Annotated in this window: 28 protein-coding genes; 12 read left to right on the top strand and 16 right to left on the bottom strand. The window is 54.8% G+C overall.

Annotated features, from left to right (window positions below):
* Positions 1–4: 4 nt before the first annotated feature.
* Genes pstB through phoU form a run of 3 tightly spaced genes read left to right on the top strand, consistent with a single transcriptional unit; the run spans position 5 to position 1,808 of the window.
* The gene (gene pstB, locus ACXJJW_RS06270) at positions 5–754 is read left to right on the top strand and encodes a phosphate ABC transporter ATP-binding protein PstB (protein ID WP_456474879.1); all 750 of its coding nucleotides are present in this window, start codon (positions 5–7) and stop codon (positions 752–754) included.
* Positions 751–1,152 (top strand): arsenate reductase ArsC, encoded by a 402-nt coding sequence (locus ACXJJW_RS06265; RefSeq protein WP_456474878.1) that lies wholly within the window; start codon positions 751–753, stop codon positions 1,150–1,152. The genes pstB and ACXJJW_RS06265 overlap by 4 nt, the downstream gene beginning before the upstream one ends.
* Positions 1,153–1,154: 2 nt before the next feature.
* Positions 1,155–1,808 carry a phosphate signaling complex protein PhoU gene (gene phoU / locus ACXJJW_RS06260; RefSeq protein ID WP_456474877.1) on the top strand — a complete coding sequence of 218 codons (654 nt, stop codon included), beginning with the start codon at positions 1,155–1,157 and terminating at the stop codon, positions 1,806–1,808.
* Here the strand turns inward: phoU and ACXJJW_RS06255 are convergent.
* The 14 genes from ACXJJW_RS06255 to ACXJJW_RS06190 all read right to left on the bottom strand — a co-directional run bounded on the left by ACXJJW_RS06255 (position 1,772) and on the right by ACXJJW_RS06190 (position 13,323).
* The gene (locus ACXJJW_RS06255) at positions 1,772–2,920 is read right to left on the bottom strand and encodes a homocitrate synthase family protein (RefSeq protein WP_456474876.1); all 1,149 of its coding nucleotides are present in this window, start codon (positions 2,918–2,920) and stop codon (positions 1,772–1,774) included. The two genes, phoU and ACXJJW_RS06255, sit on opposite strands and share 37 nt — an antisense overlap.
* A complete protein-coding gene (locus ACXJJW_RS06250; RefSeq protein ID WP_456474875.1) occupies positions 2,917–3,627 on the bottom strand; it encodes an ABC transporter ATP-binding protein in 711 nt (236 codons plus the stop codon). The genes ACXJJW_RS06255 and ACXJJW_RS06250 overlap by 4 nt, the downstream gene beginning before the upstream one ends.
* Entirely contained in the window at positions 3,620–4,399 is a 780-nt protein-coding gene (locus ACXJJW_RS06245; RefSeq protein WP_456474874.1) for an ABC transporter permease, read from the bottom strand. The genes ACXJJW_RS06250 and ACXJJW_RS06245 overlap by 8 nt, the downstream gene beginning before the upstream one ends.
* The gene (modA, locus tag ACXJJW_RS06240) at positions 4,396–5,196 is read right to left on the bottom strand and encodes a molybdate ABC transporter substrate-binding protein (RefSeq protein WP_456474873.1); all 801 of its coding nucleotides are present in this window, start codon (positions 5,194–5,196) and stop codon (positions 4,396–4,398) included. The genes ACXJJW_RS06245 and modA overlap by 4 nt, the downstream gene beginning before the upstream one ends.
* Positions 5,177–6,559: a nitrogenase component 1 gene (locus tag ACXJJW_RS06235; protein WP_456474872.1), complete on the bottom strand. Its 1,383-nt coding sequence runs from the start codon at positions 6,557–6,559 to the stop codon at positions 5,177–5,179. The genes modA and ACXJJW_RS06235 overlap by 20 nt, the downstream gene beginning before the upstream one ends.
* On the bottom strand, positions 6,556–7,938 hold the full coding sequence (locus tag ACXJJW_RS06230) for a nitrogenase component I subunit alpha (RefSeq protein ID WP_456474871.1): 1,383 nt from the start codon (positions 7,936–7,938) through the stop codon (positions 6,556–6,558). The genes ACXJJW_RS06235 and ACXJJW_RS06230 overlap by 4 nt, the downstream gene beginning before the upstream one ends.
* Entirely contained in the window at positions 7,939–8,865 is a 927-nt protein-coding gene (gene nifB / locus ACXJJW_RS06225; RefSeq protein WP_456474870.1) for a nitrogenase cofactor biosynthesis protein NifB, read from the bottom strand.
* Positions 8,846–9,214 (bottom strand): P-II family nitrogen regulator, encoded by a 369-nt coding sequence (locus tag ACXJJW_RS06220; RefSeq protein WP_456474869.1) that lies wholly within the window; start codon positions 9,212–9,214, stop codon positions 8,846–8,848. The genes nifB and ACXJJW_RS06220 overlap by 20 nt, the downstream gene beginning before the upstream one ends.
* A 12-nt stretch (positions 9,215–9,226) precedes the next feature.
* Entirely contained in the window at positions 9,227–9,544 is a 318-nt protein-coding gene (locus ACXJJW_RS06215; RefSeq protein WP_456474868.1) for a P-II family nitrogen regulator, read from the bottom strand.
* 11 nt (positions 9,545–9,555) lie between these two features.
* The gene (gene nifH / locus ACXJJW_RS06210; RefSeq protein ID WP_456474867.1) at positions 9,556–10,377 is read right to left on the bottom strand and encodes a nitrogenase iron protein; all 822 of its coding nucleotides are present in this window, start codon (positions 10,375–10,377) and stop codon (positions 9,556–9,558) included.
* A 45-nt stretch (positions 10,378–10,422) separates the two neighbouring features.
* Positions 10,423–11,109 (bottom strand): ferredoxin-like domain-containing protein, encoded by a 687-nt coding sequence (locus tag ACXJJW_RS06205; RefSeq protein WP_456474866.1) that lies wholly within the window; start codon positions 11,107–11,109, stop codon positions 10,423–10,425.
* A gap of 198 nt (positions 11,110–11,307) precedes the next feature.
* A complete protein-coding gene (locus tag ACXJJW_RS06200; RefSeq protein WP_456474865.1) occupies positions 11,308–11,619 on the bottom strand; it encodes a P-II family nitrogen regulator in 312 nt (103 codons plus the stop codon).
* 170 nt (positions 11,620–11,789) lie between these two features.
* Positions 11,790–12,128 (bottom strand): P-II family nitrogen regulator, encoded by a 339-nt coding sequence (locus tag ACXJJW_RS06195; RefSeq protein WP_456474864.1) that lies wholly within the window; start codon positions 12,126–12,128, stop codon positions 11,790–11,792.
* A gap of 10 nt (positions 12,129–12,138) precedes the next feature.
* Positions 12,139–13,323, bottom strand: a complete 1,185-nt coding sequence (locus ACXJJW_RS06190) for an ammonium transporter (protein WP_456474890.1) — start codon at positions 13,321–13,323, stop codon at positions 12,139–12,141.
* Between the two features lie 265 nt (positions 13,324–13,588).
* Between ACXJJW_RS06190 and ACXJJW_RS06185 the strand changes: the two genes are divergently transcribed.
* Complete coding sequence (locus ACXJJW_RS06185) at positions 13,589–14,134, top strand: ribbon-helix-helix protein, CopG family (protein WP_456474863.1); 546 nt, start codon at positions 13,589–13,591, stop codon at positions 14,132–14,134.
* Here the strand turns inward: ACXJJW_RS06185 and ACXJJW_RS06180 are convergent.
* The gene (locus tag ACXJJW_RS06180; RefSeq protein WP_456474862.1) at positions 14,131–14,583 is read right to left on the bottom strand and encodes a hypothetical protein; all 453 of its coding nucleotides are present in this window, start codon (positions 14,581–14,583) and stop codon (positions 14,131–14,133) included. The two genes, ACXJJW_RS06185 and ACXJJW_RS06180, sit on opposite strands and share 4 nt — an antisense overlap.
* Before the next feature lie 82 nt (positions 14,584–14,665).
* On the opposite strand from ACXJJW_RS06180, the gene ACXJJW_RS06175 reads away from it, so the two are divergent.
* The 7 genes from ACXJJW_RS06175 to cdhB all read left to right on the top strand — a co-directional run bounded on the left by ACXJJW_RS06175 (position 14,666) and on the right by cdhB (position 22,565).
* Entirely contained in the window at positions 14,666–14,884 is a 219-nt protein-coding gene (locus ACXJJW_RS06175) for a ribbon-helix-helix domain-containing protein (protein WP_456474861.1), read from the top strand.
* On the top strand, positions 14,868–15,257 hold the full coding sequence (locus ACXJJW_RS06170) for a PIN domain-containing protein (protein ID WP_456474860.1): 390 nt from the start codon (positions 14,868–14,870) through the stop codon (positions 15,255–15,257). The genes ACXJJW_RS06175 and ACXJJW_RS06170 overlap by 17 nt, the downstream gene beginning before the upstream one ends.
* 45 nt (positions 15,258–15,302) lie before the next feature.
* Positions 15,303–17,267, top strand: coding sequence for a DHH family phosphoesterase (locus ACXJJW_RS06165; RefSeq protein WP_456474859.1), 1,965 nt, complete (start codon positions 15,303–15,305; stop codon positions 17,265–17,267).
* Positions 17,267–18,448 carry a tRNA pseudouridine(13) synthase TruD gene (gene truD / locus ACXJJW_RS06160; protein WP_456474858.1) on the top strand — a complete coding sequence of 394 codons (1,182 nt, stop codon included), beginning with the start codon at positions 17,267–17,269 and terminating at the stop codon, positions 18,446–18,448. Before ACXJJW_RS06165 ends, truD begins: the two co-directional genes overlap by 1 nt.
* A 110-nt stretch (positions 18,449–18,558) precedes the next feature.
* Complete coding sequence (locus ACXJJW_RS06155) at positions 18,559–19,686, top strand: Coenzyme F420 hydrogenase/dehydrogenase, beta subunit C-terminal domain (protein WP_456474857.1); 1,128 nt, start codon at positions 18,559–18,561, stop codon at positions 19,684–19,686.
* 9 nt (positions 19,687–19,695) lie between these two features.
* Positions 19,696–22,056: a CO dehydrogenase/acetyl-CoA synthase complex subunit alpha gene (gene cdhA / locus ACXJJW_RS06150; protein ID WP_456474856.1), complete on the top strand. Its 2,361-nt coding sequence runs from the start codon at positions 19,696–19,698 to the stop codon at positions 22,054–22,056.
* Positions 22,053–22,565, top strand: a complete 513-nt coding sequence (gene cdhB / locus ACXJJW_RS06145) for a CO dehydrogenase/acetyl-CoA synthase complex subunit epsilon (protein WP_456474855.1) — start codon at positions 22,053–22,055, stop codon at positions 22,563–22,565. Before cdhA ends, cdhB begins: the two co-directional genes overlap by 4 nt.
* Positions 22,566–22,635: 70 nt before the next feature.
* Here the strand turns inward: cdhB and ACXJJW_RS06140 are convergent, their stop codons facing one another.
* A complete protein-coding gene (locus tag ACXJJW_RS06140) occupies positions 22,636–22,779 on the bottom strand; it encodes a hypothetical protein (protein WP_456474854.1) in 144 nt (47 codons plus the stop codon).
* Positions 22,780–22,877: 98 nt separating this feature from the next.
* Between ACXJJW_RS06140 and ACXJJW_RS06135 the strand changes: the two genes are divergently transcribed.
* Positions 22,878–23,079, top strand: a 202-nt coding sequence (locus ACXJJW_RS06135) for a diphthamide synthesis protein (protein WP_456474853.1), incomplete at its 3' end; no start/stop codon positions are given.

Below are 23,079 nucleotides of genomic sequence, written 5' to 3'. Positions count from 1 at the left end.
GTAAATGAATAATAAGATGGAGATTCTCAACCTCAACGCAGGGTTTGGAAGCACACATGTGCTCAAGGATATAAGCATGGACATACCCGAGAACATGGTCACAGCGATTATAGGGCCGAGTGGCTGCGGCAAGAGCACATTTGTGCGCTGTCTGAACAGAATCCATGAGCTTGTTCCCGGGGCGTGGCTCAAGGGCAGGGTGCTGCTGGATGGGAAGAACATATACGACAGCGACGTCGACCCAGTAGATATCCGCAAACGCGTGGGGATGGTATTTCAGAAGCCAAACCCCTTCCCGGCGATGAGCATCTTCGACAACATCGCCTATGGCGCCAGGATTCACGGGCTTAAAGCGCTGGATAGGATAGTTGAGGACAGCCTCAGGAAGGCGGCGCTGTGGGAAGAGGTGAAGCACAGGCTGAGGGACGTCCCATCCTCGCTGAGCGGTGGACAGCAGCAGCGCCTGTGCATCGCCAGAGCACTTGCGGTTGAGCCGGAGGTGATACTCTTCGACGAGCCCTGCTCTGCTCTGGACCCGGTGGCGACGGCAAAGATAGAGGATCTGATACTCGAGCTTAAAGAGAACTACACCATAGTTATAGTCACCCACAACATGCAGCAGGCAGCACGCATCGCTGATTTCACAGCCTTCTTCCTCATGGGAGAGCTCATAGAGTACGGCGAAACTGCGCAGATATTCGAGAACCCGGAAGATAAACGCACTGAAGACTACATCACAGGGAGGTTTGGATGATGGATGTACTTTTTGTTTGTGTGGGCAACTCAGCTCGCTCACAGATGGCTAAGGGGTTCTACAACGCCTTTGCGAGGCGCACCAGAGCTGAAAGCGCAGGCACAGAGCCAGCGCCGAGGGTTAGCGGCAAAGCCATAGAAGTTATGCGTGAGGCTGGCATAGATATAAGTGGTGAGAAGCCAAAGCTTTTAACACAGGATATGGCGGCCGAGGCAAAGAGGATAGTGACCATGGGCTGCCTCTCACGAGACTCATGCCCTGCGTTTATGCTGAGCAGCGCAAAGGTCGAAGACTGGGCGCTTCCCGACCCGAAGGGCAGGGGCATAGAGGAGTTCCGCAGGGTGAGAGACGAGATTAAGGCGAGGGTGCTCAGACTGATTGAAGAGATGGAGGGTTAAAAATGCCGAGAACCCCACTGGAACGGGGGATGGAGAATATACGCGGGGATGTGCTGGAGCTGGGGGACATCGCCAGGCGGGCGGTACTTCTCAGCGTTGAAGCACTTAAGGAAAGGGACATGGAGAAGGCCTCGCAGGTGGAGGAGCTGGAGGAAAGGAGCGATATCCTAAATTTAAACATCGACGAGAGTGCACTTAAGCTGATGGCGCTCCAGCAGCCCGTGGCGAGAGACCTGCGGTTTGTGAATGCGATGATAAAGATAAGCGACAACTTTGAGCGCATCGCAGATTTAGCCCTGAAGATAGCAGAGATAGCGCAGAAGTATGAGAAGAGGGCACTGCTCAAGCCGCTGATAGACATTCCGCGGATGGCGGCAACGATAGCGGAGATGATCGACATGGACCTGGAGGCAATAGAAAAGCACATCTCCCCAGATACGGAGAAGCTCGTGGAGAAGGACGACCTGCTGGATGGGCTCTATACCCAGATTTACAATGAACTTATCTCCTTCATGGTCCGCGACCCTCGCAAAATAGACGATGCCACAGACCTGCTCTTCGTCGCCCGCTACCTTGAGAGGATAGGCGACATCGCCGCGAAGACCGGGGCCAGGGTGGTCTACATGGTGGAGGGGCGAAGGGTGTGGGTTAAATAACCAGGCGTCTCCTTAACCTTCCGCAGAACCGCGCTTACCTCATCCCTGCTCGGCGTAATGCCCTTAGCTCTCAGCACCGCCGCCACGGCTCTCGTGCCGGAATGTTTGCCCAGCACCAGTCTGCGCCTCTGCCCTATAACCTCGGGCAGGAAGGGCTCATAGGTGAGGGGATTCTCCAGCACCGCCGCCACGTGAATCCCGGACTCATGGGCGAAGGCGTTCTTTCCCACCAGGGGCTTGTGGGGCTGCACCCTTATCCCCGAGTACCTCTCCACAAGCCTGGAAAGCTGGGTAAGCACGCTGAGGTTAAGTTTAAGGTCCAGGTCATAGAGCACCCGCAGGGCCACAGCAAGCTCCTCAAGGCTGGCATTACCGGCGCGCTCGCCTATACCGTTAACTGTTGCCGCTGCCACATCTGCACCTGCGATAATCCCCTGAATGGCATTCGCCACCGCAAGTCCGAAGTCATTGTGGCAGTGCACACAGAGCCTGGTCCCCTGGCTGAGGTGGGCTTTAATCTCACCGACCAGCACCTCTATAGCCTGAGGTGTCGCCACGCCGGCGGTGTCGGGGATGTGCACCCTCGCCGCCCCTGCCTCCTCAACCGCCCTGTAAAGCTGAATCAGCCTCTCAAGCTCTGTTCTCGTGGCATCCTCTGCACTGAAGGCTACACTTAAGCCGTGCTCGCGGGCGTACTCCACCGCATCGACGCTGAGCTCAACCACCTCCTCAAAGCTCCTTCGCATCTTGTGCTTGAGGTGCAGCTCACTTACAGAGGCAAAGAGGATTATGCCGTCTGTGTTGCACTCTATAACTGCGTCAATGTCGCCCTTCCTAACCCTTGCCAGTGCGGTGGTTTTCAGGCTCAGACCCAGGCTGGATATCTCCCTTACCGCCTCCCTTTCTTCTCCTGAGACCACAGGGAACCCCACCTCAACCTCAGGAATTCCGAGTTCCTCCAGCATGCGGGCAATCTCAACCTTCTGCTCCCTGGTAAAGCGCACCCCCGGAGCCTGCTCCCCATCCCTCAGCGTGGTGTCGTATACGGTAACCTGCTCAGGGCGAAGCCTGGGGTTATAAACGCTAACCGCTCTCCAGCTGTCCTGCGTCATGAAAATATCACCCTTTTTACCCAGGACAGGTGCTCCTCCCGTGAAGGGGGTGCCACATCCTGCATATAATATCCCCTGCCCTCCGCCATAATGCACACCTTCTCCGCCAGCGCGGCTGCATCCTCAAAATCGTGGGTGACGAGGATTGTCGGAATGGAAACTCTCTCAAGTATCGCCTTAATTTCTCCTCTAATTCTCCTTCTTGAGCCTGAATCAAGGGCGGAGAAGGGCTCATCCAGGAGTAGAAGCTTTGGTTTAACCACCAGCGCTCTCGCTAAAGCCACGCGCTGCTTCTGACCGCCGGAAAGCTCGCAGGGCATGTGGGAGCGAAGCTCCTCCAGGCCCAGGGTGTGCATCATAGCCACAACCTCCTCCTCAAGCTTCGCCCTGCTGTACCCTCTCACCTTTAAACCAAAGGCGATGTTCTCATAGACGCTGAGGTGGGGGAAGAGCGCCAGCTCCTGGAATACTAAGCCCACATTGCGCTGCTGTGGCGGCAGGTTTACCCCTCGCCTTGAGTCGAATACCACCTCATTGCCGATGCGTATGTATCCCTCATCAGGAGTAACAAGACCGGCGATTGCCTTAAGTGTCGTCGTTTTACCGGAGCCGTTTTCGCCCAGCAAAGCCAGAACCTCGTTGCGAAGCGCGAGCTTTAAGCGGAGCTCAAAGCTGGGGAGGCGCTTAACTATGTCCAGCTCAAGCATTCGCATACCTCCTTTTGCCGGTGGCCTCAAAGGCCAGGAGGATGAGGAAGGAGATGAGTATGAGCAGAGCCGCGAGCACCAGCGCCTTTTCCATGCTCATCTGCAGCGCCGAATACACTGCGAGGGGCATAGTTTGCGTCTTACCCACAAAATTGCCGGCGAACATTATCGTAGCCCCGAACTCGCCCATTGCACGCGCCCAGCTCATAACCGCCCCGGCTAAAATTGCACCCCTCGCCAGAGGCAGGGAAACCCTCAGGAAGGTGGTTAGCTCTGAAGCACCCAGGGTAAAGGAGGCACCTTCCAGGACTCTGCTCACGCTGGCAAAGCCGGCCCTCGCAGAGCGCACGTAAAGGGGCAGAGCAACGAAGGTCTGGGCCATAACCACGGCGGCGGTGGTGAAGGGCAGCGCTATACCCATGCCTGCAAAATACCTGCCGGCGATGCCTTCTCTCCCAAAGGCGGCGAGCAGAGCAATGCCAGCCACCGCAGGGGGCAGAACCATAGCTAAACTGAGGGCAAGCTCCAGCACTCGAGAGGGTGCAGAGTTGCTCCTCGCCAGGTGGTAGGCCAGGGGGGTGCCGATGATAAGTATTATAAGGGTGGAGAGGGTCGCCGTTAGGAGGCTGAGCTTTACCGCAGTGATGGTGTCGTGGCTGAGCCCATGGGGCGAGGCTGCGGCGGCGTTTATCAGTACGGAGGATACAGGGAGGATGATAAATATCGCCACCGCAATGCCTGCCAGGGCCCGCGTAAGTGCAAAGGCATTCATGGCTCCACCTCAAAGCCGTGCTTCCGCAGGATTTCCTTCCCTCTGGGAGAGAGCAGGAAGGCTATAAACTCCTGCGCTGCGTGCTTATTGCTGGAGCGGGAGAGCACACCCGCGTAGTACTTCGGCTCAACCGCCGCTTCTTCGGGAAGGAGTATCACCTTCACCCTGCCCTCCGCCGCTAGGGCGTCTGTGGCATAGACGAAGCCCGCATCCGCCTCGCCCATGGCTACCTTGGAGAGCACGCCCTTAACGCTGTCCTCCTGAGAGACGACGCAGGAGAGCACCTGCTCAGCGAAGCCAGCGCCGTATCTCCCTTCAAGGTTGAGCAGCGCCTCTCTCGTGTATTTACCAGCGGGCACAGCTACGTCGGCGATGACCAGCTTTACATCGCCACGCAGGTCTTCTATGCTCTCTATGCTAGCCGGGTTGCTCTCTGGCACCACTATCACCAGCATGTTTTTTGCAAAGGCGATGCTCTCATCCACGTAGCCCCTGTCAAGCAGGGCGCGCATGTGCTCCTCGTTGGCTGAGGCAAAGACATCAGCGCTAGCACCCTGCTCTATCTGGATGCGCAGCGTGTTGGAGCCTGCGAAGTTGAGTTCAACCTCAGTGGAGTGCTGCGCCTCAAACTCGCGAGCAAGTTCCTGAAAGGCTTCTGTGAGGCTGGCGGCGGCGAAGACCACAAGGCCAGGCTCACCGCCGGAGGTGCAGCCCGTGGCGAGGAGCACAAGCATGCCCAGGAGAACCAGTCTCCCGGGCACCTGCTCTGTGTGCGCATCACCCATTTTGTCTTTCATTTTCCAGGAGGGTGTTGCTCACCAGATCCCGGGAGCTGACCTTCCCGTTCTCCAGATAGGAGTTGACTATCTCGTCCACGAGATAGGTGCCGCCCCGGTAGCCGACTATAGCTCGGCGGTGGTAGCCAAAGCGGTCCTCCACAGGGAAGCCCACCCTCACGAGGGGTATACCCTCCTGCTTTGAGATGAACTTGCCCTTCGATGTGCCCATGAGGATGTCCACTGGGTCTGCCTTCATCTTTTTATGAAGCTCGTGGAGGTCTGACTTCACCAGTATCTCCAGGTCAAGGTTCATCTCCTCCGCAAGGGCTAGAAGCTCAGTACCCCACCTGGCGGAGTCGAAGGAGGTGAGAGCATACCTGGGCTCTAAACCAAGCTCTGCGCAGAACCTCACAAGGCCATAGACTATATCCGGGTCGCCGAAGATGGCCACCTTTAAGCCGGTGAGGAACATGTGGGCATCTACAATGGCATCCAGCAGGCGCGCCCTTTCGTCCTTAAGCTCCTCCGGCACCTGCCTGCCTGTCATCTCCTGCACCGCCTGAAGGAAGAGGTCGGTGTTCTCCACACCGATGGGCATGGGCAGTACCTTCGTATCCATACCATACCTCTTCTCCATTATCTCCGCAGCTTTGCCACCCACGTGCTCCTGTAGGGCGATTGTTCCCAGCGAATTGGCGCTATCCTTCAGCTCTGCCACAGTTGTGCCGCCCTTGGGGTGCCTCGGCTTGGGCAGATAGACCCCGCCATCCAGGGGGTCGGAGTAGTCCGTCAGGAACAGCGGCGAGACCCCCATCTTCCTGAGCATCGCCTTCAGCTCGCGTATGTCGCCGGGGTTAACCCAGCCCGGGATTATGTTCAGCCTGTTGTTTGGCTCGCCTTCCTCCGGTAGCCGGGTAACCATCTCAGTGAGAAAGTTGTCTAAACCGGTAATATGCGTGCCTATGTAGCTGGGGGCCTTAACAGAGAGTATGGGCACCTGGATTTCGGGATGCATCTCCCCGAACTCCTGGATTATACCCGGGATGTCGTCGCCTATGGTCTCTGATAAGCAGGTGCTTATCACAGTTATCATGCTCGGATTGCAGCGCAGGTAAACATTCTTAAGCGCCGCAAGGAGATTCTCCCTGCCGCCATAGACAGTGGTCCTCTCTGTGAGTGAGGTCGTCGCCACCTCTATTGGCTCGCGGAAGTGCCTAGCTAGTTGGTGCCTCGGGTAGGTCGCACAACCCTGAGAGCCGTGCACAATTGCGATGCCGGCGTGAACACCCATTGTGCCCATTATTGCGCCTATGGGGGCGCAGGAGCGCATGGGGTTGATGGCAACCTTCCTCTTCTGTTTTAAAACCTGCCTCATCTTCATGCCTCCTGCGGCTCTGCCTTATCCTTTATGAGTCCCCACACCGGGGAGTTCACAGCTCTGTATATGTCCCGGGCGAACTTGATCATGCCCCTGAAGCCGGCATACGGACCTGAATCGTAGGTGTGGCCGTTGACAAAGGGCACGCCCAGCTTATAGGCGAGGTACTTCTCCTTGTTGCCGGAGATGAAGAGGTCTGGTTTAAATTCCTCCAGGATCTCCTCCAGTTCGAGGGCATTGGGATTGTCCACCACCAGGGTGCCCTTCTTCACCTGCTTGAAAATCCTCTCATAGTCATCGCGATGCCCGAAGGTTGTCGCCACAGCTGTGACCTCCATACCGAGTTCGCGCATAAGCTGCACCCAGTGCCAGGCTCTTGGAGCGCCCTGGTATATGAATGCCTGCTTGCCCTCCAGCGCACGGCGGTACTGCTCTATCTTCGGGGTTACGTACTCCATCTCCCTGGCGATGATGCGCTCAGCCTCGCGCTCCAGGCCAAAGAACTCGGCAGTTTTTCTCAGCGCCTTTGCCGTATTCTCAAGACCCCAGAGGGTTACATGTATGTAGGGGATGCCGTACTCCTCCTGCATCATCTCGGCGATGTACGTGGCTGAGCGGGCGCAGTGCACCACATTGAGCTTTGCCTTGTGCATCACCTTCAGGTCCTCAATTGAGGCATTGCCCGTGAAGGTTGTGATGACCTCCACCCCGAGTTCCTTGAATAGGGGCAGGATGTGCTTGAGGTCGCCCTTGATGTTGTACTCACCCACAAGGTTAATGCCATACACAAAGGGCTCCTCTGGTTCAGCGGTGCCCACAAGCTCCTTGAAGATTGTCAGGTTGCCCACGTGGTGCCCCTGGGACTGGCTAACACCGCGGAAGCCCTCGCATGGGAAGAAGACCACAGGTTTACCTATCCTCTCCATCGCTTGCTTTGCCACATCGCGGCCATCGTCGCCTATCAGCGCGGGAGCGCAGGTGTTGTATATAAATACACCCTTTGCCTCAGGAAACTCCTCAGCCGCCTCTATTATGGATTTGAGAAGCTTCTTCTCGCCCCCGAAGATGATATCAGACTCCTGCAGATCAGTCACAAAGATATACTCCCTGTGGAAGTCTGTATCCGCCAGGTGGGGACGGTATCCCCAGGAGTAGAAGGCGCAGCCGGTTGGGCCGTGGGTTAGCTGGACCACATCCTTAACAGGACCGCCTACCACACCCCTGCAGCCAGCGTAGGTGCACCCGCGTTCCGTCATATCCCCTGGTGTAGTGGGTACGTTGCACGCTATCTCACACGGCTTTCGTTTGCCGCACCCTTTCTCACCTTTTCTCACTATGTGCTTCTTTCTCTCAGGTATTACCTCATCGCATTTCAACAGCATCTACAGACCCCCTGCAGCTATTAGATTATCTGGAAGCGAGGCAAGGCAGCCCTCCTCGCCGGGAACACCCACGGCGTCTGCCCTGCACTGCTTGCAGTGCCGGAACTGTCTTATTATGCCCGCGCACTCATCTCTCACCCTCTCCAGCATCTCCTGGGAAGGCTCTGCCAGAGAGGCGAACTTCGCCTTTGGAATCAGGGGCATTATGTTCATGGTGTAGGCACCCAGGTCACGCACAGTCCTTGCCACCTCCTGCAAGTGGGTATCATTTATACCCGGGATTAGAACTGAATTAACCTTCACCACCATCCCCAGATTCACGGCCATTTCCAGACCCTGAAGCTGGTTCCTGTTCAGCACCTCAAAGGCCTTCTCGCCCCTGAGCACCTTTCCGCGATAGTTTACAAAGGAGTATATCCTGCTCCCTATCTCCGGGTCCACTGCGTTTATGGTTATGGTGAGCGTCGTAACACCCACCTCCTCCAGACGTCCCAGGCGAGAAGGCAGAACCAAACCATTGGTTGAGAGGCAGCGTATCAGCTCTGGAAACTCCTCCTTCAGCAGCGCAAAGGTCTCAAAGGTTGCCTCGTTCGCAAGAGGGTCTCCTGGCCCTGCGATGCCCGCGACGCGTATCCTGGGCTCCTCTACCAGGGCTTTTCTCACCCTCTCCACAGCCTCTTCTGGGGTGATAACTCTACTCGCCACACCCGGGCGGTTCTCATTGGCACAGTCGTGCTTCCTCTGGCAGTAGTTGCACTTTATGTTACACTTTGGTGCAACCGCAAGGTGCACCCTGCCGAATGAAAAGTGCGCCTCTCTGCCATAGCAGGGATGACCGTACACCTTCTCCTCACAGGTTTTTGTAAACCTCGTGTACTCCTCGTGGCTCATGCTCATCCCGACAACCTCACACAATTGCTGCCTCACCAGCTTCGCCTGTTCTTACGCGTATCGCAGTCTCCACAGGTGAGATGAATATCTTGCCGTCGCCGATCTTGCCCGTCTGGTTGGCCTTGATTATCGTTGCCACCACCTCATCCACCTGGGCGTCCCTGACAACTATGCTGAGCATCCTCTTCGGAATGTACTTCATGTATCCCTTATCTTCCTCCTCCAGTGCAGCCGGTGCCTCGGGCTTCAGCTCATAGAACAGGCCCCTCTGCTTGCCTCTGCCCAGCACCCGCATCGCCGTCATGGCATAGAAGCCCCTTTCAGAGAGCGCCTCCTTGGTGCGCTGCATCTTGTTTACCCGGATTATGGCAATAATCTCCTGCATCGCTACGCCCCTCTACAGCTTGGGTTCACCTGTGCGTATGGTGTACGCATGGCTTACCTCTGTGACGAAGAGCTTCCCATCACCCATGTGGCCGGTTCTGGCGCTCTCGACAATTATCTCCGCCGCCTTCTTCATCTCATCATCCTTCACAACCAGCATAATCATGGTCTTGGGGAGCTCATCGTAGTACACCTCATCCACGCGTATGCCCTTCTGCTTACCGCGGCCAAATACGTCCATCTTGGTGAGTGCAGGAAAACCGCCTGCCTCCAGCGCCTTCGCCACCTCATCCGCCTTCTCAGGTCTCACAATCGCCCTTATCATCTTCATCTCTATGCCTCCTAATCCACCACACCGTAGGTCTTCATCAGCTCCTCAAGCTCATCGATGGTAATCGGCGTGGGTACAGTGAAGTCCTGATTCTCTACAATCTTCTTTGCCAGCTCCAGGTACTCCTTAGCCTGATTTACCTCCGGATTCCATTCGATGACAGTCATCTTGTTTATCTCAGCCCTCTGTACATCCTTATCGCGCGGGATGAAGTGGATCAGCTTTGAGTTTATCCTCCTTGCAAACTCCTCCACAAGTTCGCGCTCATTCTCCACCATACGCGAATTGCATATTATTCCGCCCAGGCGGGCATAGCCCCTGCTCGCGAACTTCTTTATACCCCTGCAGATGTTGTTGGCGGCATAGAGCGCCATGTATTCGCCGGAGACCACGATGTATATCTCCCGGGCGTAGCCCTCGCGTATGGGCATGGCAAAGCCGCCGCATACCACGTCGCCAAGAACGTCGTAGAACACGAAGTCAAGGTCCTTGTCGTAAGCTCCGAGGTCATGCAGTGTCTGAATGGCTGTGATAACACCCCTGCCACCGCAGCCCACACCAGGCTCAGGGCCGCCAGATTCAACACAGTTTATGCCCCCGTAGCCGGCAGACATAATCCTCTTCAGCTTGATATTTTCGGGACCCTCCTCCCGGAGCGTATCCAGCACTGTCGCCTGGCGCTTACCGCGCAGCAGCAGGCGGGTACAGTCCGCCTTGGGGTCGCACCCCACGACCATTATCTCCTTGCCCATCTTCGCCAGTGCAGCGGCTACATTCTGCTGCGTTGTGCTCTTACCAATACCGCCTTTGCCATAGAATGCTATCTGTCTCATAGTCCCATCTCCTCTATTTTATCCTGCATCAGCCGATTTTACAGCCTAGTTCTCAGCAGCCATTACCCCCTTTTTGAATTCCTCTATACCCAGCCTCTCAATCACCCTCGCAAGGCGCTCCCCCTGCTTCGCATTGGCGGCGTAGTAGCTTATTATCTTCTCGGCAAGGGCAAGCACATCTTCCTGGGTTTCCACCGTGGCCAGCACATCACCTATCCTGGGCCTGGCGCCAGCGCAGCCCCCAACCAGAACCTTGAAGCCCTTCTTCACACCTATAATACCAAGGTCCACCACCGCCGACTCACCGCAGGAATTGGGACACCCGCTCACAGCGATTTTGAATTTTGACGGCAAAGCCTTACCAAGGTACCTCTTGTCCAGCTCCATGGCAAGAGAAAGGGAGTCCTGCATTCCCAATCTGCATGTGGCGGTACCGGGGCACGCCTTGATGCTCCTAACCACAGAACCTGCAGCAGTCGCAAGGGGTATTTCCAGCTCCTCCACCGCAGCGTTCACATTGTCTTCCTTGAATCCCACCAGGGCTATGCGCTGCGCATTGGTCAGCTTCACCAGCGCCTGGTACTTCTCCGCTATGTCTGCGACTTTGCGAAGTGTTTCCGGTGTTACCAGCCCCGTGGGGGTGCTGGGCACTATTGCATAGCTCTCCTTATCCCTCTGGAGTATTGTATACTTCAGCAAATCCTGCATTTTATCCCTCCTTAATTCTGGCATTTTAGTGTATATTTTACGTAATCTGCATATAAAAAGATATTTGAGAAATATTAGGCAAATTTATGCAAAATTATTAAACAATCATAAAAATTATGATTCTTTCTTAACAACACTGCTCCCTCCCTGAATATGAAAACCTAAAATAAGCGTTGTTTATTAAAAAGAAGAAAGTGGCAAAGCCCTGTCCTGAAGCTGTGCCTATCTACCGGTTCTTATCTTTATCGACCTCTTCACCTCCGAGACGAATATCTTGCCGTCGCCGGGTTTGCCGGTGTATGCCGACTTTTTTATCAACTCACACACCCTGTCCACTTCTTCATCGGGCACCACAATAATAAAGGCTGCTTTTTCGTGAAATGGGTACTGAAAAAGCCCGCCCTCTACCAGAGTCACACCCAGCTGCCCGCCTATGCCCTCCACATCGAAGATTGTGTAGGGTACGCCGGCCTTCATCAGGGCAGCTGCAACTTCCCACTTTTTCTCTCTCCTAACTATTGCTTCAATTCGCATCACTGCAATCGCCTCCTTTACACTTATTCAATGAAATAGACGATTACTTAAAAAGGTATTTGAGAATTGTTAATAACCTCTTATGACAATTACCCAAAAATTAAGAACCTTTCATATATGCCACGCAAAAAAGAGCCATTAATTAAAAAATAAAAAAAGAGAGGAGACGCCTAGATAGCGTCCTTTCCGCGTTCCTTCGTTCTTACGCGCACCACATCTTCCACCGGAAGTATGAATATCTTACCATCGCCGATCTTACCGGTGGCAGCAGCTTCGCAGATGATGTCCACCACCTGCTCAACAGCTTCGTCGTCCACCACGATCTCCAGCTTCACCTTCGACAGGAACTCAACACGGTACTCGCCCGCGCGCCACTGAAGCGTTATTCCCTTCTGTCTTCCGCGTCCTTCCACTCGTGTGACTGTCATTCCCGGGAATCCTTTTTCGTCCAGCGCCTCTCTTACCACATCCAGCCTCTCAGGCCGGATTATCGCCTCGATCTTCTTCATTCTGCTCACCTCACGCATATGCCTGCTCGCCGTGCTGGGCTATGTCAAGGCCGACATCCTCTTCCTCTTCCTTGACCCTCAGCCCAATGACCGAATCCACAATCTTCGCAAGCACAAAGGTGACCGCGAAGGCGTATATCCATGTTGCCGCCACACCGATTATCTGAGTTACCACCTGCGATGGGTTGCCTGCCAGCAGGCCGGTTGCACCAATGCTGGCGAATATGCCTGTAGCTATTGCACCCCAGGTACCGCCGACGCCGTGAACCGCCCATACGTCAAGGGACTCGTCCACATTTCTGCCCATTCTGAAGAGCAGGGCATAGTAGCACAGTATACCGGCGCCTATGCCGATGGGTATCGACGCCATCGGGGTTACGAAGCCCGCCGCGGGGGTAATTGCAACCAGACCTGCGACTGCGCCCGTTGCGATGCCGAGTACACTCGGCGCCCTGTGGCGCCAGCTCAGAAACATCCATGTCAGAGCAGCTGCCGCCGTGGCTGTGTTTGTGGTAACAAAAGCATTCGCCGCTATGCCGTCGGCCGCGAGGGCACTGCCGGCATTGAACCCGAACCACCCGAACCACAGCAGAACAGCCCCGAGTACAGTCATGGGTATGTTATGCGGCTCCATGGGCTCCTTACCGAAGCCCTTCCTTGCACCGAGCACAAGCACAATCGCCAGAGCAGAGATACCAGAATTTATATGCACCACAGTGCCGCCAGCAAAGTCCAGAGCGCCCAGCTCACTCAGCCAGCCGCCGCCCCATACCCAGTGGGCTATGGGTGAGTATACAAAGGTCGCCCACAGAAAGGCAAGCACCAGCCATGCGCTGAACTTTATTCGCTCTACAATACCACCTACAATTAAAGCCACTGTAATTATAGCAAACATTCCCTGAAACATCATAAATAGCAGGTTGGGTATGGTGCCATTTGGTTCCATGCCAACGCCTTTTAACCCGACATACTCAAGGCTGCCTATGAACCCACCGATGTCGGAACCAAAGGCCAGGCTGTAGCCGAAGAGAACCCAGTGAATGCTTATCAATGCCAGTGTGGCAAAGACCAGCATAATCGTGGACAGTACGTTCTTCCTTCGAACCATGCCCCCGTAAAAGAATCCAACGCCGGGTATCATGAGCATCACCAGTGCTGTAGCCACTATGAGCCAGGCTGTGTCACCTGAATCTATCTTACTAGCTTCCTCTGCACTCGCTGCCGCGATGCTTGCGAGAAGTACAAGCCCAGACAGGAGTTTTTTCGTCATCTTTTGTTCTACCTCCTTTGTATTTTACGGGCAATTTTTCATCTGTGGCATATAAAAATGTATTTGAGAAAGATTAAAAACTTTTATGAAATTTTCATAAAAATTAAGAGGTTTTCATACCTGTAGAGAAACGCAGCTCATCCCGTGGGGAACGTAAATATTTTTAAAGAGTGAAGGAGAAGTTAGAGTGATGAGAGTACCGACAAGAGTTACAATAGCACTCGACACCAAAAGCGCAGAGCTTTTTGAAAGGCTCAAGAAGGAGACAGGGTTATCGCAGAGTGAGATATTCAGGAATGCGCTTAAGATCTATGCTGAGCACAGCAAGCACCGGAGCGTTGACAGGGAGAAGCTCGACCTCTACATAGACATGCTCGCCGGGGGGGAGCATATTATCCTCGATGTGGACCACTGGCAGCAGTTCCTCAAGCTTATAGAGGAGTGCTCCGACCAGGAAGGGTTCTGGGATGACCACCGCAGGGTTGCACGCTCCCATGCAGAGCAGCTTCAGGGAAAGATAAAATCACCCCGGGATGTTATCTTCCGCCTGGAGGCGTGCAACTTCTTCACAATGAGCACGCCCTCTGAGGGTGAGTTCACACTGGTCTTCGGTTCAGATACCGCCAAGAAATTTGTCAAGATATTCCTGGAAGAGGTTTTTGCAGGACTGGGCTTCGAGACTGAGATTAAAGAGGACCTTACAAAACTCAGGATACGCATCCTAAGCTCAGGTTAGCCCATCGCCGTGGGTGAATATTCGTCTATAATTCCGAGAAGCCTGAGCCTGTGCACCTCCTCGGCGAAGAAGTCCTCAAGCTCATCGAGCTGCTCTCTGATGCTCTTTTTGAAGAAAGCTTCGTTAAGCTTCGCCTCTTTAATGTAGTAATCCGGAAACTCCTCATCGCGGGTGTAGCCCAGAGTCTCAAGCTGCGCCTGCGTCGCCACCCAGAGCACAGGCATTATTATAAACTCCTGCCCGTACTTTATCCCGGGGCAGAGCTCAGCTCCACCCTTAAAAGAGCAGAAGTAGACGTAGCCCCTTCCCCTGCGCACATCACTGGCTTGAATCAGCCCCAGCCTCCTTGAAAGCCGCTTCCTCAGCTCCTCCATTGTCTTCTCCACCTTCTCCTGGAAGGAAGCATAGTCACGGAGTACTCCTCTGTCTGTAGGTGAAAAGGCTTCCATGCAAAATGAAAGAAAGTTAACAAGACCCGGGGATGCAATGTTGCGAATGTTATCTATATACATATGTATACAAGTGATGCCAATGGGAAAGCGCGTTATTGTACCTGTACCTCTACCCGAGGGACTTGTAAGGAAGATAGATGAACTTGTTAAGAGGGGGATATTTTCCTCTCGCGCAGAGGCGTTGAGATATGGCGTGCGTCTGCTTTTGCTCGTGGAGGGCAGAGTCCATGAGAGAAGTGAAGAGTACGCCTATGAGATGATAAGAGAGAGGCTTGAAAGGCGTGTACCTCGACACTGATATAATTCTCTCACAGCTTAAAAAGCAGGACTGGCTGAAGGAGAACGTCAAGAAAAAGCTTGGAGAGGTGGAGGAAAATCTGAAAACCTCTGCAATAACAGCTGTGGAGTGCCAGATAGTGCTAATAAGGGAGGATTCGCGTAGAAACGCCCTTGAGGTTCTTGAGGGTATAAAAAAGCTTGGTGTGGAGGTGCTCCCGCTTACCGAAGAGATCCTCCAACTTTCAAATGAATTGCTTAAAAAGCATCAAAAGCTCAACATTTTCGATTCGCTACACCTTGCTCATGTTCTGCATGAGGGCGAGAAGATTATGTCCACTGACTCACTTTTTGATGAAATTGAAGGTGTGGAAAGGGTGGACCCTCTGGTGTAGATGCAATGTTGCGAATGTTACCGCAGCGCGAGTAAAGGCGTGGAGATGAGCGGGAATATTGATTCTGAAGAGGCAAAGCGCTGCCTGCTGTGCGGCTCTAGCTTGGATGCGAAGGCAAAGCTTCAGGTGTGCAATGCCTGTGATAGTAAGCACGAGATAGTGCTTGAGTTGGACCCTCTCGCAAACTATGAGGATATACTTCTCAACAGGAACTACCTGGGCAGGGTGAAGCGCATCCATGAGATAGGCTACTTCATAGCCCTCAACGACCACGTGGTCGGGCTTCTCAGGAAGCGGGATGCAAAGCGGGAGTACCGCCCAAACGAGGAGGTTGTGGTCAGGGCGAGGAGACTCAACCTTAATGGGGGCAAGCTTGATTTACTGCCCTGGGAGGGCAAGAACTACACCTTAATTCCGCTGAGAAAGTCGCTCAGGCTCTGGAAGATTGCGGACATAGGCATGGGCGAGGTTGGCACTGCACTGCGCATTCGCGGCATTGTTGCGAAGGTGCAGCGCACCTCTGGTCCGACGGTGTTTACAGCCTACGACGAGAGCGGTGCCATAGAGTGCGCAGCCTTTGCGAGGGGTGAGAGGGCCTATCCCAGCATCGATGTGGACAGCGTTGTGGAGGTGCGGGGCGAGGTCGTGTTCCGCCTCGACAGGGTACAGGTTGAGGTCAAGGACATGGAGAAGCTGTACGGTGCGGAGCTCACCCGGGTGAAGGCTGCAATAGAGCAGGTAATTGAAGAGAAAGCGGAGCCCGGGGACATGCCGCCTCTCGTGGAAAGCGAGCTGATACAGAAGCTCTATCCGAAGATGCGCGAGGTTGCGCGGGAGCTCAGGCGTGCGGTATTCACGGGTGTGCCCATTGTGCTGCGCCACCACGGCGATACCGACGGCTTCGTAGCGGCTGTGGCGGTGGAGCAGGCCCTTTTACCTCTGATGCGCGAGCACTCACCCGATAGAGAGGCGGAATGGCACCTCTTCCGCAGGTCGCCCAGCAGGGCACCTTTTTATGAGATGGAGGACGTTGTGCGCGACCTGCAGTATGCCCACGAAGATGCGCGCCGCTTTGGGCAGCGCATGCCCCTTGTGGTAATACTGGACAACGGCTCCACCTACGAGGACATGCCCGCCATAAGGAAGTTCAAGGTGTACGGCTCAAAGGTTATAGTGGTTGACCACCACTACCCGGGGGAGGTGCACAACGGCAGAGCCCAGGTGGATGAGCTTGTGGATATCCACGTGAACCCCTATCTTGCGGGGGGTGACTACTCCATCACCGCGGGCTGCCTGGGGGTGGAGATAGCTCGCCTTATTAATCCCGAACTCAACTCCAAGCTTCGCCACCTCGCAGGTATAGCATGCGTCGGAGACAGGGTAAAGGGAAGCGAGGCAGACGCCTACATAGCGCTGGCGGAGGAGAAGGGGTACAGCGTTGAGGATATGATGCGCATCGCAGAGTGTGTGGACTTTGAGGCCTTCTACCTTCGCTTCATGGACGGCAGGACGCTTATCGAAGACCTGCTCGGCCTGGGGAGGCTTGACAGGCAGCGCATGCTCCTGGAGGTGATAGGTGGGGAGTCGCAGAAAGCGAAGGAGGTGCAGCTGCGCAGCGCCCTTGCAAATGCCAAGAGTGCACGCCTGCCCAATGGGATAATGCTGCACACCATCGACCTGGAGCAGTACTCCCACAAGTTCACCTATCCTCCGCCGGGCAAGACCACCGGTATGCTCCATGATGTTAAAGCGCAGGAGAATGATGACAGGCGCACCGTCACCCTGAGCTATGGTCCAGACTTTGCAATACTGCGCGCCACGGAGGATGTTGCCGCTGACCTGAAGCTCAACCTCAACCACCTGGTTGCACAGCTTGCTGAAGAGCTTCCAGGCGCGGGGGTAACGGGAGGTGGACACGAGGTGGCAGGGAGTATAAAGTTTGTAGAGGGATACCGCAAGACGGTGCTTGAGAAGCTGGTGGAAAAGCTTGCAAAGTTGAGGGCAGAGTGATGCTCAGCAGGTACGAGCTGGACAGAATTCTTGGGATGGAGTACTTCATCTCTGATACGCCCGGCATCTCCGGTAAGCTGCGTGTTAAGGTGGAGGACTTCATAGTTGAGGAGCACTTCGAGCCCTGCGATGATGGTGAGGGCGAATATGTGCACTTTATCCTCGAAAAGTACAACTGGGATACAATACGCGCAATTACTCAGATTTCACGAAGGCTGCGCGTCTCGCTTAAGCGCTTTGGTTATGCGGGCACAAAGGATAAACGCGCCTTAACAAGACAGCGCGTGTCTGTGTGGCGGGTGAGTGAGGAGGAACTTGCAAATCTGGAGATTCCAGGGCTCAGGCTGTACAGCTTCACCAGGTGCAGAGAGCGAATCAACCTGGGCAACCTTCTGGGCAATGAGTTTACAGTAACCATACGCCGCCTTAATGGCGAGGACCTGGAGGATATACTTGCAGAGACCACGGCGCAGCTCTCCCTTCGCGGTGTGCCGAACTACTTCGGCTATCAGCGCTTCGGCACTGTGAGGCCGAATACCCATCTGGTGGGAAGAGCCATAGTGCAGGGCGACCTTGAGGAGGCGGTGATGCTCTACCTGGCAAGACCCTACCCGAAGGAGCGAAGCGACGCCTTCACGGCGAGGAAGCTTCTGGATGAGACGCGGGACTACCGCAGGGCACTGGAGCTCTTTCCGGCGAGGCTGCACTATGAGCGCAACATGCTGGACTCGCTGAGCAAAAACCCGAGGGACTTTGCAGGAGCCCTGAGACGCCTTCCGAAGAAGCTTCGCAGAATGCTTGTGCACGCGTATCAGAGCTATCTCTTTAACAGAATCCTGAGCAGGCTTATTGCCGAGGGTGCGGATATCAGGGATAGGGAAATACCTCTCTTTGGCTATGAATCCAGATTCTCACCCGGAAGGCAGGGTGAAATAGAGCAGGAGGTGCTGGAGGAGGAGAACCTAGAGCTGGAGAGTTTCAGGATAAAATCCCTGCCGGAGCTGGCAATGCCGGGCTCAGCGCGAAAGGCTGCGGTTAACACCCGGGTAAGCTACACCCTAGCCGGAGACGAGCTTCATGAAGGTATGAAGAAGCTTGTGGTCAGTTTCTTCCTCCCCCCTGGAAGCTATGCGACCACAGTGCTCAGGGAGTACATGAAGGCGGAGCCTCTGGACTACTGAGGCTTTTCTGAAAAAGCTTGCCTTCGGGATTTATCATAGTTAATCATTAAAAATCACAAAACTTGCACGAAGTGAAACACCAACGATAGGGCAAGCATGGAGGAAGAACAATGGTTGTTGCAGGGCAGGACCTTCTTGAGTACCTCTGGCTTGGGCGAGAGGAGGGCTTTACCAGTTTAGAGCATGAGGTCATATTTCGCGACCTGTGCTGTGGGTGCGGAAACTGCGAGGCAGTCTGCCCCGAGGATGTGATTCGCGTTGATGAGTTTCCCCGCCTTGTGGGCAAGTGCACAGATTGCGGTTACTGCTTGATGGAGTGTCCCCGAAGCTTTTTCAATGCCGCCGAGATGGAGGAGAAGCTTTTCGGGAGTGTTACTGAGGATGAACTCGGCTACACCGTAAAGCGCATAGGGGTGAAAACAAAGAACGAGGGCATCGCAGAGGCTGCACAGGACGGCGGCTTCGTGACTGCGCTGCTCAAGTATGCACTTGAGAAGGGCATTATAGACGGCGCCATAGTTGGTGGTGTAAAGGAGGACAAGCTGTGGTATCCAGAGGCAAGGCTTGTCACATCTCCTGAAGAACTTATCGCCACCGCGGGGACGCGCTACTCAAATTCACCCAATCTGGCTGCGCTCAAGGATGTGAAGAAGGCTAAGCTTGAGAAGCTCGCCGTGGTGGGTTTGCCATGCCAGATAGAGGCAGTGCGTAAGCTTCAGGTGTATCCCATTGAAGACCTTGACCTGGCGCGAAGGATAAAGCTTACCATCTCAATCTTCTGCTCCTCCAATTTTCTGTATGAGATAATGACAGAGCTGGTGGAGCGTGACCACGGGGTTAAACTTGAGGACGTTGTCAAGGTTGATATAAAGGGCAAACACTTCCTGGTTTTCACCCGCGAAAAGAAGGTGGAGATACCTCTTAAGGAGGCATACAGGTACAAGCGCGACCCATGCAAGGTGTGCACAGATTTTACTGGAAGGCTGGCGGACTTCGCCGTGGGGAGCGTCGGCTCACCCCCGGGCTACACCTCGGTGCTCGCGAGAACTGAGGAAGCAGCGAAGCTCCTGGATGAGGTGATCGATGCAGGGCTGTTCGAGACAGTGGAACTCAAAGAGGAAAAGGGTCTGGCAATAGCGCGCAAGCTTCAGCAGAGAAAGGAGAAAAATGCGAAAAAGGAGGTCAGGCGCAGGATACGCCGGATTCTCCCCCTGCCATACAGGAATATGAAGTTTTAGGTGAGAGATATGGCCACAAAGCCCAAGAAGGTTAAGATTACAAAAGCTGAATCCCCAAGGATTAAGATTAGAGACATGATTATTGAGATAGGCGAGATAGATGAGGATACCTGGACAGAGCCCATGGGGCCGACTCCAAAGCCAAGCTGGGTGGAGCTGCGCGAGTGGGACAAGAAGCTCCTGAACCGCTATGAACCCTTCTACTCGCCCACCTGCGACATGTGCTGTCTGTGCAGCTACGGCAAGTGCGACCTCACAAAGGACAAGAAGGGTGCCTGCGGGATTACGCAGCGCGCACAGCAGGCGAGGTTGATTTTGCTCGAGTGCGTCATAGGCACCGCCTGTCACGGTGCGCATGCAAGGCACATGCTTGAGCACCAGATTGAGCGTATGGGTGCAGACTACAGAATAGACCTCGGGCTGAATATCGAGACAGAGGCACCCATCTACCGCACACTGATAGGCAAGAAGCCAGAAACCCTGGGGGACCTGATTGAGGGCATGGAGTATGCGGAGCGCGAAATCCAGAACCTGCTCTCAAGTGTTCACAGTGGCCAGGAAGGCGACCACCTCGACCTGGAATCCAAGGCACTGCACGCGGGCATGCTGGACAACCTGGTCAAGGAGATTGCCGACCTTGCCCAGATAGTAGGCTATGACTTCCCCAAGGGCGACCCCGACGCCCCCCTGGCTGAGCTCGGTTATGGCAGCGTGGATAAGCGCAAACCCCTGATTCTCTTCATAGGTCATAACGTCGCCCCTGGCGCTGAGGTTATAACCTACGCCGAGGCCTACGGCAGAGCAGATGAGATAGAAGTCGCAGGTATATGCTGCACTGCCCACGATTTGCAGCGCCGCAGTAAAAACGCCAAGATTATTGGCCCGCTGAGCGAACAGATTCGCTTTGTGCGCTCTGGCATAGCAGACGTTGTGGTGGTTGACGAGCAGTGTGTGCGCACCGACATTCTGGAAGAGGCGATGAAGGTTCGCACCCCTGTGATAGCCACGAACGACAAGATGGGCCTGGGCTTACCTGACCGCACCGACGATAGCGTAGACGCTATAGTGGAGGATCTGGTCAGCTACCGCCTGCCCGGCGTATTCATCCACAAGCCGGAGAAAGTGGGCGAGGTCGCCGTCAAGGTGGCAGAGCGCATCGCAGGCAAGCGCACTGAATTTAAGGGCAGGGCGCTGCCGGTAGAGGAGGAGCTTCGCAATGAGAGTGGGCGCTGCGTCGAGTGCGAAAAGTGTCAGCGCGCGTGCCCCGTGAATCTGCATATCTCCCCTGCGCTCATTGAGGCTGCAAAGGGCAGCTTCGAAAAACTCGCCTCGCTTCGCAAACTCTGCGTGGGCTGCATGCGCTGCGAGAGCGCGTGCCCGCGGGACATAAAGATAGTCTCACTCATGGAGAAGGCTGCCGAGGGAGAAACCTACTCCCAGAGCTACAAAATAAGAGTTGGGCGCGGACCAATCCTAGACACAGAGATTCGCAATGTGGGTGCCCCCATAGTGTTCGGTGAGATTCCGGGCGTCGTGGCCTTCGCGGGCTGCACAAACTTCGCCAACGGCGCCATAGAGGTGGCTGAGATGGCGGAAGAGTTCCTCAAGCGCAACTTCATCGTTGTCGCCTCTGGCTGCGCCGCCATGGCTATAGCCCGCTATAAGGACGAGAACGGCGAAACACTGTACGAGCGCTACCCAGGAATATTCGATGCCGGCGGTCTGGTAAATGTCGGCTCCTGCGTTGCCAATGCTCATATCCTGGGCGCTGCGATAAAGATACCCTATATCTTTGCCCGGCGAAGTCTGCGCGCAAACTTTGAAGAGATCGCAGACTACATACTGCACCGTGTGGGTGCTGTGGCCGTGGTGTGGGGTGCAATGTCAGCGAAGGCCCTCTCCATAGGCACAGGTATAAACCGCTGGGGGGTTCCCCTCATAATGGGCCCCACAGGCACAAAGTACCGCAGACTCTACCTTGGCAGAAAGGACATACCAGAAAAGTGGGAGGTTTATGATGCAAAGACCGGGGAGAAGCTCGTCACAGACGCGGCGCCGGAGCACCTTGCCTACGTGGCGGAGAGCAAGGAGGAGGCAGTGGTGGCTATAGCAAAGCTGGTGATGCGTCCCAACGACACCACAAAGGGCAGACAGATAAAGCTGGCGCACTACATAGACCTCCACCGCCGCTACTTCGGCACAATGCCAGATGACCTGCATCTGTATGTGCGCAGCGAGAGCGACATTCCGATAAATGCAAAGGAGGAAATCCTCCAGATACTCAAGGAAAAGGGCTGGAAGGGACGCAAGATTCCAGACCCGACGATGCTTTCAAGAATGATAATGAAGAAGAAGGGGGTTAAGAAATGAGGGCCACCTCCTGGCGCTTAAGTATGGAAGCTGGACCCACGAAGGCGAAGCCGGTCAGCGCTGAGGTTGCGGCGCGCATAATAAAGAACGCCTCGCGTCCCGCGCTTGTTATAGGGGCAAGGATTACTGAGCACGAGAGGTTAATTGAGTTTGTGGAGAGGCTGGGCAGAGCGCGCATCGCCATAGTTGCCACTGCCCACGCGATAAGGTACACCTCACAGCGAGGAATACCTGCGCACAAGGTTGGCGTAGTAGAGGCGACCAACCTCCTCACCGACCCGGACTGGGAGGGCTTCGACGGCAAGGGTAAGCCAGACCTGCTCATGCTGTTTGCAATTAACCTGGACCTTGAAAACCAGACCTGTCAGACGCTGAAGAACTTCTCAGATGTCAAGACGCTGAGCATCGACCGCTACTTCCTGGTCAACGCCACCTACTCCTTCCCCAACCTGGACGAGAGCACGTGGCTGAGCTACCTGGAGGAGCTGTGCCAGAAGCTGGGGGTTTAAGCCCCAGCTGTCTGTTCCACCTTCCTGGCCCCATACTTCAAAAAAAGAGGTGGAGAAGAGGAGGTGACCTTTAATTTCTGAGATTGATACGTTTTTCTAATTCCTTATGGATCTGCATCTTCCTCAGCTCAATGAGCGCAAGCTGCTTGAGCAGCGGCAGTCTCTTGAATTCTTCGCTGTTCAGATCAATTTTCTGCGCGATTTCACTCCGCATCAGAGATAATGATGCATGTACATGGATATAAACTTTTATTTTCAGATTTCGAAACATCTTCCACAGGTTTCCCACGTTAACTCCCTGATTAAGAGGCGATGTACAACTTCGAGGTTGAGCGCATCGCAGAGATTGTCAAAGAAAAAGGGTACTCGCGGGTGAGCCTCCAGTTTCCAGAAGGCCTGAGGGACTTCTCAGCTGAGGTGGCAGGGCAGATTGAGGCTCTCACAGGGGTGGAGGTGCTTATCTCCGCAAATCCCTGCTACGGTGCCTGTGATTTGGCCGACGAGGCTGCCGCAA

This window comes from Candidatus Pyrohabitans sp. (genome assembly GCF_054014795.1).
This window is presented reverse-complemented; position numbering and strand designations above follow the sequence as displayed.